At 68.6% G+C, this 15725-nt stretch carries 11 protein-coding genes and 1 CRISPR repeat array; of the genes, 10 read left to right on the top strand and 1 reads right to left on the bottom strand.

The window, feature by feature from the left end; genetic code table 11:
• The first annotated feature begins 65 nt into the window (after nucleotides 1-65).
• The 8 genes from ACEYYA_RS13560 to cas6e all read left to right on the top strand — a co-directional run bounded on the left by ACEYYA_RS13560 (nucleotide 66) and on the right by cas6e (nucleotide 11487).
• A complete protein-coding gene (locus ACEYYA_RS13560; RefSeq protein WP_374801451.1) occupies nucleotides 66-1217 on the top strand; it encodes an efflux RND transporter periplasmic adaptor subunit in 1152 nt (383 codons plus the stop codon).
• Nucleotides 1217-4303: a multidrug efflux RND transporter permease subunit gene (locus ACEYYA_RS13555; protein WP_374801450.1), complete on the top strand. Its 3087-nt coding sequence runs from the start codon at nucleotides 1217-1219 to the stop codon at nucleotides 4301-4303. The genes ACEYYA_RS13560 and ACEYYA_RS13555 overlap by 1 nt, the downstream gene beginning before the upstream one ends.
• A 138-nt stretch (nucleotides 4304-4441) precedes the next feature.
• Nucleotides 4442-6913 (top strand): CRISPR-associated helicase Cas3', encoded by a 2472-nt coding sequence (cas3, locus tag ACEYYA_RS13550; protein ID WP_374801449.1) that lies wholly within the window; start codon nucleotides 4442-4444, stop codon nucleotides 6911-6913.
• Nucleotides 6914-7088: 175 nt separating this feature from the next.
• Nucleotides 7089-8567, top strand: a complete 1479-nt coding sequence (gene casA, locus ACEYYA_RS13545; RefSeq protein ID WP_374801448.1) for a type I-E CRISPR-associated protein Cse1/CasA — start codon at nucleotides 7089-7091, stop codon at nucleotides 8565-8567.
• On the top strand, nucleotides 8564-9073 hold the full coding sequence (gene casB / locus ACEYYA_RS13540) for a type I-E CRISPR-associated protein Cse2/CasB (protein ID WP_374801447.1): 510 nt from the start codon (nucleotides 8564-8566) through the stop codon (nucleotides 9071-9073). The genes casA and casB overlap by 4 nt, the downstream gene beginning before the upstream one ends.
• A complete protein-coding gene (cas7e, locus tag ACEYYA_RS13535; protein ID WP_374801446.1) occupies nucleotides 9070-10143 on the top strand; it encodes a type I-E CRISPR-associated protein Cas7/Cse4/CasC in 1074 nt (357 codons plus the stop codon). Before casB ends, cas7e begins: the two co-directional genes overlap by 4 nt.
• Nucleotides 10136-10822, top strand: coding sequence for a type I-E CRISPR-associated protein Cas5/CasD (gene cas5e, locus ACEYYA_RS13530; RefSeq protein ID WP_374801445.1), 687 nt, complete (start codon nucleotides 10136-10138; stop codon nucleotides 10820-10822). The genes cas7e and cas5e overlap by 8 nt, the downstream gene beginning before the upstream one ends.
• Nucleotides 10819-11487, top strand: a complete 669-nt coding sequence (gene cas6e, locus ACEYYA_RS13525) for a type I-E CRISPR-associated protein Cas6/Cse3/CasE (RefSeq protein WP_374801444.1) — start codon at nucleotides 10819-10821, stop codon at nucleotides 11485-11487. Before cas5e ends, cas6e begins: the two co-directional genes overlap by 4 nt.
• Here the strand turns inward: cas6e and ACEYYA_RS13520 are convergent.
• On the bottom strand, nucleotides 11471-11602 hold the full coding sequence (locus tag ACEYYA_RS13520; protein WP_374801443.1) for a hypothetical protein: 132 nt from the start codon (nucleotides 11600-11602) through the stop codon (nucleotides 11471-11473). The genes cas6e and ACEYYA_RS13520 overlap by 17 nt on opposite strands.
• A 159-nt stretch (nucleotides 11603-11761) precedes the next feature.
• Between ACEYYA_RS13520 and cas1e the strand changes: the two genes are divergently transcribed.
• Entirely contained in the window at nucleotides 11762-12670 is a 909-nt protein-coding gene (cas1e, locus tag ACEYYA_RS13515) for a type I-E CRISPR-associated endonuclease Cas1e (RefSeq protein ID WP_374801442.1), read from the top strand.
• Nucleotides 12667-12948: a type I-E CRISPR-associated endoribonuclease Cas2e gene (gene cas2e / locus ACEYYA_RS13510; protein ID WP_374801441.1), complete on the top strand. Its 282-nt coding sequence runs from the start codon at nucleotides 12667-12669 to the stop codon at nucleotides 12946-12948. The genes cas1e and cas2e overlap by 4 nt, the downstream gene beginning before the upstream one ends.
• Before the next feature lie 78 nt (nucleotides 12949-13026).
• Nucleotides 13027-15677: direct repeats of the CRISPR family, unit length 29 nt; unit sequence CTGTTCCCCGCACACGCGGGGATGAACCG.
• Nucleotides 15678-15725 lie beyond the last annotated feature (48 nt).

The following is a 15725-nucleotide window of genomic DNA, read 5'->3' as shown; positions in this document are numbered from 1 at the left end:
ACTGATTGCCTGCGGCGCGGACTTTCCCGATAATGGCGCGATCTGCCCCGCCGAAAGGATCGCCCATGCCCGTTGCCCGCCGCCTGGTCGCTGCGCTGCTGATGTTGATCGCGGCGCTTCCGGCCCTGGCGCAGGGGCGGGCTGCGCGCCCCGACACCCCTATCCGCGTCGGCGTGATCGAGCTGACCGCGCAGGACGTGCCGATGACATTGGCGCTGTCGGGGCTGGCCTTGGCCAGCGAAGACGCGGTGATCCGGCCTTTGGTGCAGGGCATCGTGCAGGACATCCTGTATCGCCCCGATCAGCAGATGCGCCCCGGCGATCCGATGTTCCGGCTGGACCCGGCCAGCTATCAGGCCGCCCTGGCCGTGGCCCGCGCCGATCAGGCCCGCGCCGAGGCCGCCGTTCCCCCCGCGCAGGCCGCCGTTGACCGGGGCGAGCGGCTGGCGGGCAGCAACGTGGTGACGCGCGCCGATCTGGAAACCGCCCGCGCGACCCTGGCGCAGGCGCGTGCCGCCGTGGATCTGGCCGCCGCCAATGTCGCCGCCGCGCAACTGAACCTGGACCGCACCACGATCACCAGCCCGATTGCCGGGCGGGCCTCGGTGCCCTCGGTCTCGGTCGGGGATCTGGTGACGGCGGGGCAGGCCGACGGGCTGGCGCGGGTCAGCCGGATCGACCCGATCTATGCCGACCTGTCCGACAGCAGCGCCCGGATGCTGGCGCTGCGGGCGATGCTGGACGGCGGCACGCTGACCCGCGCCGACACGCTGGATGTTGCGCTGCGGCTGGAGAACGGCGAAACGATCAGCCGCAAGGGCCGGGTGGTGTCGATCGGCAACAATGTCTCGACCAGCACCGGCAGCTTTACCGTTCGCGTCGAGGTCGCCAACCCCGAAGGCCGCGTCTGGCCCGGCATGTTCGTGACCGCGCAGATCACCTTTGGCCAGTATCAGGCCCTGCTGGTGCCGCAGCGCGCCGGGGCGCCGCAGGCCGATGGCAGCCTGCGGGTCTGGCTTTTGCGCGACGGCAAGATCGCCCGCCAGCAGGTGACCGCCGCCTATAGCACCGATCAGGACTGGATCGTGACCGATGGGCTGTCACCGGGTGACCGGCTGATCGTCGACAATCTGGACAACCTGCGCGACGGCGCCGCTGCCGAACCTGTGCCGGTCAGCGTCGGGCCGGGCGGCACCGTGATCCCGGTTGCCCCCTGATGGCGCGGTTCTTCATCCGTCGCCCGGTCTTTGCCTGGGTCATTGCGCTGATGACCATGCTGCTGGGCGCGCTTGGGCTGGGGCAACTGCCGGTCTCGCAATACCCCGAGGTCGCGCCGCCGACGGTGCGCATCGGGGCCAGCTATGCCGGGGCATCCGCCGAGGCGGTGCAGAACAGCGTCACCACGGTGATCGAGGATGCGATGACCGGGCTGGACGGGATGGTCTACATGACCTCATCCTCGTCGCGGGGGCGGGCCTCGGTCAGTATCGTCTTTGACCAGTCCGAAGACGGCGAGATGGCGCAGATCCGCGTGCAGAACCGGGTGCAGGGCATCATCCCGCAACTGCCCAGCCCGGTGCAGAACAGCGTCAGCGTGCGCCGCGCCACCAGCTCGATCCTGATGGTGGGGGCCCTGGTCAGCACCGATGGCCGCCGGTCCAGCCTGGAACTGGCCGAGATGGTCGACAAGCAGTTCCGTGGTGCCATCGAACGCACCCCCGGTGTCGGCGGGGTGCAAAGTTTCGGGTCCGGCTATGCGATGCGGATCTGGCTGGACCCGGCGCGGCTGCGGCAATTCGCGCTGACGCCCGGCGACATCACCAGCGCCATCGGCACCCAGAACACAACCGTCAACGTCGGCGCCCTGGGCGCGCAACCGGCGGTCGAGGCGCAGCAATTCACCGCCAACGTGACCGCCCAAAGCCAGTTGCGCAGCGTCGACGACTTTCGCGCCATCCTGCTGAAAACCACGGCCGAAGGCGCGGTCGTCCGGCTTGGCGATGTCGCACGGGTCGAGATCGGGCAGGCCAGCTATGGCGGCAATTCGCGCTACAACGGCCAGCCTGCGGCGGGCTTCGGCGTCAACCTGGCGACCGGGGCGAATGCCGTCGACACCGCCGCCGCCGTGCGCGCCACGATGGACCGCATCGCCCCCGCGCTGCCTGATGGCGTCACCGTGCAGGTGCCTTTCGACACCGCGCCCTTTGTCCAGCAATCCATCCAGAAGGTCCATCACACCCTGATCGAGGCGGTGGTGCTGGTGTTCCTGGTCATCCTGATCTTCTTGCAGAACCCGCGCGCCACCCTGATCCCGACGCTGGCGGTGCCGGTCACGCTGCTGGGCACCTTCGGCGTGCTGGCGCTGTTCGGCTTTTCGATCAACACGATGACGATGTTCGCACTGGTGCTGGCCATCGGCCTTCTGGTCGATGACGCGATCATCGTGGTTGAAAACGTCGAACGGGTGATGACCGAACAGGGGCTGCCCGCCGATCAGGCCACCGCTGTCAGCATGGATGAGCTGACCCCGGCGCTGATCGGCACCACCGTGGTGCTGGCGGCGGTGTTTCTGCCGATGGCCTTTTTCGCCGGATCAACCGGGGTGATCTATCGGCAATTCTCGGTCACGATCATCGCCGCGATGGTGCTGTCCACGGTCTTTGCGCTGACCCTGACACCGGCGCTGTGCGCCAGCCTGCTGCGCCCCCGCACCCGCCCGCCCATCGCCCCCGCGCGCTGGTTCAACCGCGGCTTCAACCGGCTGTCGCGCGGCTATCTGGCGGTGCTGGGGCCGCTGATCCGGGTGCCGCTGGCGGCACTCGCGGCGCTGGCGGTGGTCATCGCGGTGGCGGTGCTGTTCTATAACCGCCTGCCCGGATCCTTTCTGCCGGATGAGGATCAGGGCGTGATGATGGCCCAGATCCGCCTGCCGAACGGCGCCACCACCGCCCAGACCGACGCGCTGATGCAGCAGGTCGAGGATTACCTGCTGACCCAGGAAACCGCCGGGGTCGATGCGATCTTTGCCAATCAGGGGTTCAGCTTCGGCGGCAGCGCGCAGAATGCCGCGATGATGTTCATCCGGTTGCGCAGCTATGACGAACGGCTGGGCGACCCCGACCAGACCGCCGCCCAGATCGCCCGCCGCGCCACCCAGGCCTTTGCCGACAACCGCCAGGGCCGGGTGTTCTTCATGGCGCCGCCCGCGATCATGGGCCTGGGCGACAGCGGCGGGTTTACCGCCTGGCTGCTGGATCAGGGCGGCCACGGCCCGCAGGCGCTGGCCGACGCCGCACAGGCACTGGTTGCCACCGACGACCCGCGCGTGGCCAACCTGCGCGGCGGCGAAATCCGCCAGGACACCGCGCTGAACATCGACATCGACGCGATCCGCGCCAGTCGGCTGGGCGTGCCGCTATCGGATGTGAACGCGATGCTCTCCACCATCTTCTCGGGGCGTGAGGTGAACGACTTTCAGAACGGCGCCGACCTGAACCCCGTCATCGTTCAGGGCGATGCAGCCTATCGCATGCAGCCCGACGACATTTTCGAATGGTTCGCCCGCAACACCCAGGGCGAGATGGTGCCGTTCCGCGCCTTCGCCAGCATCGGCTGGCAGGACATCCCGGCTTCACTGAACCGCTATGGCGGCACGGCGGCGATGCAGATCTCGGGCCAGGCGGCGGATGGCGTCACCTCGGGCCAGGCGATGCACGCGGTCGAGGAGCTGGCAGCGGCGTTGCCCGGCGGCTATGGCGTCGCATGGACGGGCCTTGCCTGGCAGCAACGGCTGGCCAGCACGCAAGAGGGGCTGCTTTACGCCATTTCCGCACTGGTCGTGTTCCTTGCCCTGGCCGCGCTTTACGAAAGCTGGTCGATCCCGCTGGCGGTGATGTTGGCGGTGCCGGTCGGGCTGATGGGGGCGCTGATCGCCGCCGTGCTGATGGGCCAAAGCAACGATGTCTATTTCAAGGTCGGCCTGCTGACCACCATCGGCCTTGCCGCCAAGAACGCCATCCTGATCGTCGAGTTCGCCAGCACCCGCCACGCCGCGGGCGATAGCGTCTGGCAGGCGGCGATGACGGCGGCGGGCCAGCGTCTGCGGCCGATCATCATGACCTCGCTGGCCTTCGTGATGGGGGTGTTCCCGCTGGCCCGTGCCTCGGGGGCGGGGGCAGGTGCGCAGAACGCCATCGGCTCGGGCGTGATGGGCGGGATGATCGCGGCGACCGTGATCGGGGTGCTGCTGATTCCGATGCTCTATGGCCTGGTGCAACGGCTGCGCGGGCAATCGCTGCGCTAAGCCCTTCTTTCTTGCCCAAATACGCATCCGCACCCGCCACCCGCGCACCGCCGCCGATCCAGACCGTTTTTCACCCGAACCCATGGCCATGGCGCTGATCCGGGCCTATAATACCCCCGCAGTCTGATGGGGGTGATCATGCAGTTCGTCAGCGACTGGCCCGGTAAAAGCGCCATCGACGGCGGGATCTCCCATCCGGCGGTCTGGCACATGCTGGATGTGGCGGCGGTGGCCGAACGGCTGATCGCGCCCTTTGCCCTGCCCGCACCTTTGCGCGACGCGCTGATCCTGCTGGCTGGCCTGCACGATCTGGGCAAGATCAGCGACAGTTTTCGCGCCATGCTGACCAGTGGCGCGCGCCAGGTCTGGGGTCGCCACTGGGAACTGACCGAGGTTCTGCTGCGCCGCCATGACGCGGTTCTGGCTGCGGCGCTTGGCGGCAGCCGTCATGTTCGTCAGCCGCTTTATGCGGCGGCGGCGGGTCATCATGGGCGCCCGCCGAACATCGCGGATTTCGATTCCCTTCGCCGCATGGACGCCATCGGGCCGCAGGCCGTGGCCGACAGCGGCGCGTTGATCGAGGCGTTTGTTGGGCTGTGGCCCGGTGCCTCGGTTGCGGGGCTGAGCATGGCGGATGCCAAGCGGCTTAGCTGGTGGCTGCCGGGTTTCATCGCCTGCGCCGACTGGATCGGGTCCAATACCGACTGGTTCCCGGCCCAGGCCCCCGGGCTGTCGCTGGCCGACTATCTGGACGGCGCGCGGGGCCGGGCGTTGACGGCCGTCAACCGTGCGGGCCTTGACCATCCCGATCCTGCGGGCGGGGCGCTGTTCGACTTCGCGCTGCGCCCGATGCAGGATGCCTGCGCCACGGTCGATCTGCCCGACGGCCCGTCGCTGGTGGTGATCGAGGATGAAACCGGCGCCGGCAAGACCGAGGCGGCGCTGATCCTTGCCCAGCGGATGATGCTGGCGGGCAAGGGGCGCGGGCTGTTCTTCGCGCTGCCCACCACGGCCACGGCGGATGCGATGTTCGCCCGCGCGCGCGGTATCGTGCGGCGCATGTTCACCGCGCCGCCCAGTCTGACGCTGGCCCATGGGCGGGCGGAATTGTCTGGCGAATACCGCGACCTGCGCGGCGAAAGCGTCCGCCAGACCGATGCGCCGGTCTGCACCGACTGGCTGGCCGACAACCGCCGCCGCGCGCTGTTGGGCACGGTCGGCGTGGGCACCGTCGATCAGGCCTTGCTGGCGATTTTGCCGACGCGCTTCAATACGTTGCGCGGTTTCGGCCTGTCGTCCAAGATCCTGATCGTCGATGAGGTGCATGAGATGGGCACCCCTTACATGGCGACCGAACTGGCCCAGCTTTTGCGGCTGCACGGGGCGGCGCGCGGCTCGGCCATTCTGCTGACGGCGACGCTGCCGCTGGACCTGCGGCGCGACCTGCTGGCCGCATGGGGTGCTGCGGACGACGGCGATCCGGCCTATCCGGCGCTGACCGTGGCAGGCGGAGCGGCGCGCCGCGATCTGCCGCAGGCCGCCGGCGTGCGTGGCCCAGTGGCGGTCGAACGACTGGGCGATGCGACAGCTGCGGTCGCGCTGCTGGCCGAACGGGCAGGGCAGGGGTCCGCCTGCCTGTGGGTGCGCAATGCCGTCGATGACGCGATTGCCGCGGTCACGGCGCTGCGGGCGGCGGGGGTGGATGCCGACCTGTTGCACGCGCGTTTCACGCTGGCCGATCGGCTGCGGCATGAAAAGGCCGCGCTCGCACGGTTTGGCAAAAACGGGCAGGGGCGCGCGGGGCGGGTGCTGGTGGCCACACAAGTCGTTGAATCCTCATTGGATTTGGACTTCGACGTGATGGTGTCGGACCTTGCCCCGGTCGCCGCGTTGATCCAGCGGGCCGGGCGGTTGTGGCGACATATGGACCTGCGCCCGCAGGTCAGCCGCCCGGTTCCAGCGCCGATCCTGCATGTCGTGGCCCCCGATCCGGCGCAGGTGGCCGACGAGCAATGGCTGCACCGGGTGCTGGACAAGGGCGCCTGGGTCTATCCGCTGGATCTGCAATGGCGCACGGCACGGGTGCTGTTCGACACCGGCCGGATCACCGCGCCGACCGGCCTGCGCGCGCTGATCGAGGCCGTCCATGGGGCCGACGCCCTGCCTGTGCCCGCCCCGCTTGAGGCGGCCGAAGCGCAGCGCATCGGCCTTGGCTATGCCGAGGCGAACGCCGCCCGGCGCAATATGGTTGATCTTGGCAGGGGCTATCGGGATGGCGGCGCGGCCTCGGACGATACCGATTACCCCACCCGCCTGGGCCGCCCGACGCGCGCGCTGATGCTGGCCGTGCGGGACGGCGGGGCGCTGTTGCCCGTCGCCGGGGGCGTTGACAGCTGTCAACTGTCCGAGGTGCAGGCCGCCGAATCCCGCCTGCGCGGGCTGGATCTGCCCGACCAGAGCGCGCCCGAGATCGCCGCCCTGACTGCCGATTGGCCCGACTGGCGGCGCAAGGCGGTGACGGTCTGCCCGCTGGGGCCAGAGGGCGTGATCTGCGAGGGGCTGCGCTATGACCCGCAGACCGGGCTGGTTTTCGGCGCGGCAGGGGGGTAGTGCTGGACAGGCAGGCTTCCCCGGTTGGGGATGAACCGAACTGTTGGGTCGGTATCAGCGCTTCATGCCAATGTTCCCCGCTAATATGGGGATAAGAATTGATGGGTAGGTACGGAAGGGAAACAAAAATCGCTTGTGCGAATCGGGTCGGCGGGCAAGTGTGGGTCACTCATTGATGATTGACAGGTTTCCGATGCCGCTGAACCTGATTGCCGACCGCTGGATTCCCGTCCTCGACCATGCGGGCACCGAACGCGTCATCGCGCCCTGGCAGATCGCAGATCCTGCCCTTGCCCGCCTGGACTGGCCGCGCCCCGATCTGAACATCGCCTGTCTGGAACTGCTGATCGGCCTCATGTTCCTGGCCGACCCGCCGCAGGACGCCGAGGACTGGGAGGCGCGGCAGCGCCCCGACCCCGACCGCCTGCGCGACCGGCTGGCCGCTTTTGCCCCCGCCTTCGATCTGCTGGGCGACGGGCCGCGCTTCATGCAGGACCGCGCCCGGCTGGAGGGGGAGGCGAACCCGCTGGACATGCTGTTCATCGACAGCGCGGGCGGCCAGACCACGCGCAACAATGCCGATCTGATGGTCTGGCGCGACCGCTATCCGGCGCTGGAACCGGCGCTTGCGGCGATGGCGATTTACACGTTGCAGGCCTTTGCGCCCTCGGGCGGGGCGGGGAACCGCACCTCGATGCGGGGCGGCGGGCCGATGGTCACGCTGGTCGCGCCCGAAGGCGGGGGGCTGTGGGATCTGGTCTGGGCCAATGTCCCGGACGGCACCCCCGGCAGCACAGGCGATCTGCCGTGGATGCGGGCGACCGCCACGTCCGAGACCGGGCAGCAGGTTTTCCCCGAACAGACGCACCCGGTTGAGGCGTTCTTCGGGATGCCGCGCCGGTTGCGGCTGGTGGCGGATGGCGAGCGGATCACCGGTGTGATCCAGCGTCCTTACGGCACGAATTACGCCGGTTGGGACCACCCGCTGACCCCCTATTACCGGCTGAAGCTGACGACCGAATGGCTGCCGAAGCACCCGCGCGCCGGGCGATTCGGCTATCCCAACTGGCTGGGCACGGTGATTGCCAGCGAACGCGACAGCGGGCTGATGCGGCGGGCGCAGATGCTGCGGGCCTGGGGTGAACGCGGCAATGGCCGTGCAGCGCGGGTGATCGTCGCCGGCTGGGCGATGGACAACATGAAGCCCCGCGATTTCATCCTGTCGACGCCGCCGCTGCTGGACCTGCCGCCCGAGACCGCCGAGGCCGTGGTCGGCATGGTCGAGGCCGCCGACCTGTTCAGCCTGGCGCTGCGCAACGCGCTTGGCCCGGTGATGGCCGAGGGCGAAGCGCGCGAGGCCGTGCGAGAGGCGTTTTATGCCGAGACGCAGGCGGATTTTGAAGCCGCCCTGACCGCCGATGTGGGTGAGGCGACCGCGCGCATCTGGCTGGCCGCGATGCGGCGCGTGGCGCTGCACCTGTTTGAAGCCCGCGCCCTGCCGGGGCTGGCCGACCGCGACAGCGCCGATCAGCAGGCCATCGTGCAGGCGCATCGCAATCTGTGCGGCGCATTCAACGGCTTTGGCGCCTATGGCGGCAAGGCCTTCGCTCAACTGGGCCTGCCCGCGCCCGCCCGCAAACAGGAGGCCGCATGACCCCCGAAGACATCGGCAGAACCATCCGCAACTGGTGGGCGCATGAGGTCGCCGACCGTGACTCCGGTGCCGCGCGCGGCCTGTCGGCGCGGCTGCGGCGGCGCACGGGCATCGAGATCCTGGCAGAAAAGCCGGTGCAGGATCTGGCCGCCGCGCTGCACAGCCGCAATGCCGACCGGCTGATCCGTCTGGTGCGCGTGCTGGCCGAATTGCGCGGCACGGCGCAGGCCAGCCTGCCGCGCCTGCTGGGGCAGGGCGATCCCAAGACCATCTCGCCCGCGCGCTTTCAGACCCTGATGCGGGCCGAGGGCGACGAGCTGACCACCGCGCTGATCCGCGCGATCCGCGCGCTTGGCCCGGCAGACGCCCGCGCCTGCGCCGTCGCCGCGCTTGCCCGCGACCTGTGGCTTTGGGACGACCAGACCCGCGCCCGCTGGACCTTTGAATACTACGCCGCGCCCACGCCTGCGGCGCTGCAACCCGATCTTCAGGAGACCCCCGCATGACCACCTTTGTGCAATTTCACGTCCTGACCGCCTATCCGCCGTCGAACCCGAACCGCGACGACCAGGGCCGCCCGAAATCGGCCTTGGTCGGCGGCGCGCCCCGGCTGCGGCTGTCGTCGCAGTCGATCAAGCGCGCGGTGCGGGAGAGCAGTTTCTTTGCCAGCGATCTGGCCGGACATATGGGCACGCGCACCAAGCGGCTGGGGGTCGAACTGGAACGGCGGCTGATCGGGCAGGGGGTTGCGCCGGAAAGCGCCAAGTCCACCGCCGCCAGTGTCGCCGCGGTGTTTTCCAAGCTGGAGGCCCCGGCCAAGGGTGCGGCGCAAGAGCCGGTGACGACAACGCTGGCCTTTGTCTCGCCCGAGGAATGGCGGCTGGCCGAGGATCTGGCGGCGCGGATGCTGGCGGGCGACGACCTGCCCAAGGACAAGGATCTGAAAAAGCTGGTCCTGCGTCAGGCCGATGGCGCGGTGGACATTGCCATGTTCGGGCGAATGCTGGCCGATGATCCCGATTTCAACCGCGATGCCGCCGTGCAGGTCGGCCACGCGATCACCACCCACCGCGTGCTGGCCGAAGACGACTGGTTTTCCGCCGTCGACGACCTGAAAAGGCGTGAGGATGACGCCGGTGCGGGGCATCTGGGCGAGGTCGGCTTTGGGTCGGGCGTCTACTATCTATATACCTGTGTGAATGTCGATCTGCTGATCGAAAACCTGAACGGCGACAAGGACTTGGCGGCGCGCGGCTTGCAGTCGCTGGCCCGCGCCCTGGCCATGGCCACGCCGCGCGGCAAGCAGAACAGTTTCGCCCACCACCCCCGCGCGGGCTATATCCGCGCCGAGATCGGCCCGCAGCAGCCCCGCGATCTGTCGGGGGCCTTCTTCACGGCGGTCAAGGGCGATGACCTGATGGCGGCCTCAATCGCGGCGCTGGAGGTGAGCGAGGGTCAGATCAGCGCCGCCTATGGCGCTTGCTGCGACGCGCATCAGGTGATGCATGTCGCGGCGGGGCGGGGGACGCTGGAGGACATCGCTGCCTTTGCCGCCGGGGCTGTGGACCGTGGCTGACTATCTGACTTTTCACCTGACCGCCGCGCTTGGCGCGATGGGCGAACTGGCCGGGCATGAGCGGCGCGGTAGCCTGACCTGGCCGGGGCGCTCGGCCCTGATCGGGCTGATGGGGGCGGCGCTTGGCATCCGCCGCGACGGCGATTTTTCGGCGCTGGAGGCGCTGCACACCGCCGTGGCGATCTTTGACGCGGGGGCGGTGCTTCGCGATTACCACACGGTCGAGACGGTGCCGTCAGCCGCGGCGAAGCGCCCGCAATCGCGCCCCGCGGCGCTGCGGGCCGCGCGCGGGCGGACAAACACGACGATTACCCTGCGCGACTATCGCGCCGGGCCGCTTTATGGTGTCGCGGTCTGGGGTGGCGATCTTGGGGCCTTGGCCAAGGCGTTGAAAACGCCGGCTTTTACGCTATATCTGGGGCGCAAGTCCTGCCCGCTGGCCGCGCCCCTGAACCCCCAGATCGTGACGGCCGAAAGCCCCGAGGCCGCGCTTGCCGCGCTGCGCCTGCCCGCCTGGCACAGGGGCGCACGGGCCACCCAGATGGCCTGCGACCACCACCCCGCCGCGACCCGGCACGAGGCCCGCCACGACATCGCCATCAACCGCCGCGCCTGGCATTTCGCCCCGCGCAGCGTCGCCATGGTGGCCGTCGACATCACCCCGGAGGCCGCGACATGAGCCTTTATCTTTCGCGCCTGCGGGTGGCGCGCGACCCGGCGGTGGCGGCGCTGGATGCGTTGCTGGACCCGGCCCATGACGGCGCGCGGATGGACGCGCATCACCGCCTGTTGTGGTCGGCCTTTGCGGGCGATCCGACGGCAACCCGCGATTTCCTGTGGCGGGCCGAGGGGCAGGGGCGCTTCCTCGTTCTCTCGCCGCGCCCCCCCGGCCACAGCCCGCTGTTCGATCCGCCCGAGGTGAAGCCCTTTGCCCCCGACCTTGTCCCCGGCGACGTGCTGGAGGCGGTCTTGCGCGTCAACGCCACGCGGGCGCGCAAGGGCGTGGGCCGCGTCGACGTGGTGATGGATGCGCTGCATGGCGTGCCGCGGGGCGAGCGCGCGGCGCAGCGCATGGCGGTGGCGCAAGTGGCGGCGCAGGACTGGCTGGCGGGGCAGGGGGCGCAGCATGGGTTCGACCCGCTGGCCGTCGCGGTTCAGGATTATTCGACCGTCGCCCTGCCTGGCCATCGCGGCAAGCGCGCCGGCCAGCCGCAGTTCGGCGTGCTGGACCTGACCGCCCGCCTGCGCGTCACCGACCCCCCCGCCTTTGTCGCCAAACTGGCGGCGGGGTTCGGGCGTGCCAAGGCCTTTGGCTGCGGGCTCATGCTTATCCGGCGAGGATAAGCGGCAACAGCAGGATGGCGGTCATCGCCAGACGGACCATCGCACGAATGGCCGGTTGGCCGGTCGCCGCCACTTTGAACGAGACCGGGGTGAGGTGCAGGGAAAGGGTCGTCATGGGTATCTCGGTTGGTGTTGGTAGGTTCGTTCCAGGCCATGACTTGTCGCCACAAACGGGTGTCGGCTGTCACCGCTGTGGCGTTGCGCCAGGCCTGAACCCAGACTGCCCACCCGGCGCGGCAAAAGGCCCGGTGAACCAGTTCAGCGGTTCACGCCCATGAAAGGCCTGCCCCCGCCGCGCCCGATCCCGCTGAAGGACCGCGCCCAGCTGGTGTTTGTCGAACGCGCGCAGCTGGATGTGCTGGACGGGGCCTTCGTCGCCGTGAACGCCGACGGCACCCGCACCCATATCCCGGTGGGCGGTCTGGCGGGGCTGATGCTGGAACCCGGCGCGCGGATTTCCCATGCCGCCGTCGCGCTGGCCGCGCGCACCGGCACGCTGGTGACCTGGGTGGGCGAGGCCGGGGTGCGGCTGTATTCCGCCGGTCAGCCGGGCGGGGCGCGGGCCGACAAGCTGCTGTGGCAGGCCTCCATCGCGCTGGACCCCGTGGCCCGGCTGCGGGTGGTGCGGGCGATGTATGCGATGCGCTTTGGCGAGGACGCCCCCACCCGCCGCTCGATCGACCAATTGCGCGGGATCGAGGGCGTGCGCGTGCGCGAGACCTATGCCCTGCTGGCGCAGCAGCATGGCGTGACCTGGACCCGCCGAAGCTATGACCCCAAGGATTGGGAGGCTGGCGACATCCCCAATCGCTGCCTTTCCGCCGCCACCGCCTGCCTGCATGGCCTGTCCGAGGCCGCCGTGCTGGCCGCCGGCTACGCCCCCACCATCGGCTTTCTGCACACCGGCAAGCCGCTGTCATTCGTCTATGACATCGCCGACCTGTTCAAGCTGGACACCGTGGTCCCCGAGGCTTTCCGCATCGCCGGTCAGCACGCGCGCGGCAAGCTGGACATGCCCCCTGACCGCGCCGTGCGGCTGGCCTGCCGCGATGCCTTTCGCCGCACCGGCCTGCTGGCGCGCCTGATCCCGGCGATCGAAGATGTGCTGTCGGCGGGCGATCTGCCCCGCCCCGCCCCCCCGCCCGAGGCCGCAGGCCCGGCGTTTCAGGATGACCCGGAATGATGGTGATCGTCGTCACCAACGCACCCCCCCGCCTGCGCGGCCGCCTTGCCGCCTGGCTGCTGGAGATCCGCGCGGGTGTCTTTGTCGGCGACTATTCCGCCCGCACCCGCGACCGGATCTGGGGCCAGGTCGAGGCTTACCTTGATGGCGGCGACGCCGTGATGATCTGGCGCGCCCCGACCGACCAGGGCTTCGACTTCAAAACCCTGGGCCGCAACCGCCGGATGCCGGTGGATTTCGACGGCCTGACCCTGGTGCAATTCCGCCCGGAAAAGTGACCACGAGAAAGCATTGGAATATCTGGTGCGCTCTTTGACATTGTGAAAATCAAGCTAGGTCAATAGCCTGCACGAAGACTGTTCCCCGCACACGCGGGGATGAACCGGAGGCCGCGTGATGCTCTGGCGGTCAATAGCCCTGTTCCCCGCACACGCGGGGATGAACCGCCTGCAACTGCTCGACAAAATCCTGATAGATGCTGTTCCCCGCACACGCGGGGATGAACCGCGCTGGCTTCTGGAAAACAGTGACGCGATCCACTGTTCCCCGCACACGCGGGGATGAACCGACCTGGCTGACCTGCGTGCCTTGTTGCAGGGCCTGTTCCCCGCACACGCGGGGATGAACCGATCATCATTGTCTGGTCTCCTGCGTCAGGATGCTGTTCCCCGCACACGCGGGGATGAACCGGAAATCAGGGACGTCATCAAAAGCTCCTCAGCCTGTTCCCCGCACACGCGGGGATGAACCGCGCCGGCTGCGCGAAATGACGCCGCGGGAGAACTGTTCCCCGCACACGCGGGGATGAACCGGTCTGCCGAGGCTCTGAAATCAGGGTTGGCCACTGTTCCCCGCACACGCGGGGATGAACCGGCACTCGGCGCGATCCGGGCAAACCTCATGCCCTGTTCCCCGCACACGCGGGGATGAACCCTCGATGCGCGCCAGCATCAGGCGCTGCACGCCCTGTTCCCCGCACACGCGGGGATGAACCGGCGCGGCGGCTGGAACACCGTCCGGTCGCGGACTGTTCCCCGCACACGCGGGGATGAACCGATCGGCGGCGCAACCATCATCGGTGTGCAGCCTGTTCCCCGCACACGCGGGGATGAACCGGATGATTTCCTGCAGAAGATCACCACCGAGACCTGTTCCCCGCACACGCGGGGATGAACCGGGAGGCAATCTATTGATTTCGCGCTTGCCCCCCTGTTCCCCGCACACGCGGGGATGAACCGATCAGCAGCCTGTCCGCAGCCGTGGTTCAAGCCTGTTCCCCGCACACGCGGGGATGAACCGCCGTTTCTTCCCCAGCGAGCCTTTCGCAAGACCTGTTCCCCGCACACGCGGGGATGAACCGGGCACCTGCTTTTTCCAGCGCACGGCCCCCAGCTGTTCCCCGCACACGCGGGGATGAACCGGCGCTTGTTGAAGGCCTTGCGGTTCTCGATCACTGTTCCCCGCACACGCGGGGATGAACCGGTCGAGTGGCCCAATGTCATCGACCTCATCACCTGTTCCCCGCACACGCGGGGATGAACCGGGAACGCCCCCCGGCGAAACGCCCCCCCGGTCCTGTTCCCCGCACACGCGGGGATGAACCGCCGACCAGGTGTTCGTCCTCGGGCAGTTCAACCTGTTCCCCGCACACGCGGGGATGAACCGCGGGCAATCCGTCCTGAGATCACCACCGTCGCCTGTTCCCCGCACACGCGGGGATGAACCGACCCCGATCACATATTGGCCGTGCCGGGAAATCTGTTCCCCGCACACGCGGGGATGAACCGGTCCAGCAGGCAGTGCACCGGCTAGAAGCGCTCTGTTCCCCGCACACGCGGGGATGAACCGCACATTGCGTAATGTGCTTTCCAATGAACCTTCTGTTCCCCGCACACGCGGGGATGAACCGCTGGCCTGGAATGAGGCGTAGAACTGATCACCCTGTTCCCCGCACACGCGGGGATGAACCGGAAAAACATGAGAGCTGCCTTCGTCTCCACGGCTGTTCCCCGCACACGCGGGGATGAACCGCCGCGCCAGATTTGCTTGCGATTTGAACATGACTGTTCCCCGCACACGCGGGGATGAACCGGGAACGCCCCCCGGCGAAACGCCCCCCCGGTCCTGTTCCCCGCACACGCGGGGATGAACCGGCATCGTCGACGCGACCAGTTTTGCCCAGGGCCTGTTCCCCGCACACGCGGGGATGAACCGCAGGGCTTGGAATGCGGCCACGACCGCCGAGGCTGTTCCCCGCACACGCGGGGATGAACCGCGGCTGCGGGCGATATACCCTCGCGCCTGAGCCTGTTCCCCGCACACGCGGGGATGAACCGGCGAGAGGGTCGCCCCGATCCGCGAGCTGGCGCTGTTCCCCGCACACGCGGGGATGAACCGGGTCAGGATGGGCCTGATCGAACCACTGATGCCTGTTCCCCGCACACGCGGGGATGAACCGCACCGAGCATATTTTCGAAGCGGCGCAGGCCTCTGTTCCCCGCACACGCGGGGATGAACCGATAATATTCACGATGCCAAATGTTACCGCAAACTGTTCCCCGCACACGCGGGGATGAACCGCAGCAGATCGAGGGGGCGGCCAGCCGTATCATCTGTTCCCCGCACACGCGGGGATGAACCGGCGTATTGCAGCACCACGCCCGGCTGGATGCCCTGTTCCCCGCACACGCGGGGATGAACCGATCATCATCGAGACCACGAAGGAATGACCGCCCTGTTCCCCGCACACGCGGGGATGAACCGAGGTCGGGGAGTCGCACATCCTGCCCACCTGGCTGTTCCCCGCACACGCGGGGATGAACCGCACGAGCCTCCAGCAGGGCTTGGAATGCGGCCCTGTTCCCCGCACACGCGGGGATGAACCGTTCCGATCTTCACCTCGGGCCGGGGGATCGCGCTGTTCCCCGCACACGCGGGGATGAACCGAACTCGATCTCCATACCCTGCGGGATGATGGCCTGTTCCCCGCACACGCGGGGATGAACCGCTGCGCCCCGAACTCGCCCCCGAGGCTGACGGCTGTTCCCCGCACACG

The sequence above is a fragment of the Paracoccus zhouxuedongae genome (assembly GCF_041927815.1).
In the GTDB taxonomy this organism is placed as follows: Bacteria; Pseudomonadota; Alphaproteobacteria; order Rhodobacterales; family Rhodobacteraceae; genus Paracoccus.
The sequence above is the reverse complement of the archived record's forward strand: the minus strand, read 5'-3'. Positions and strand labels throughout refer to the sequence as shown.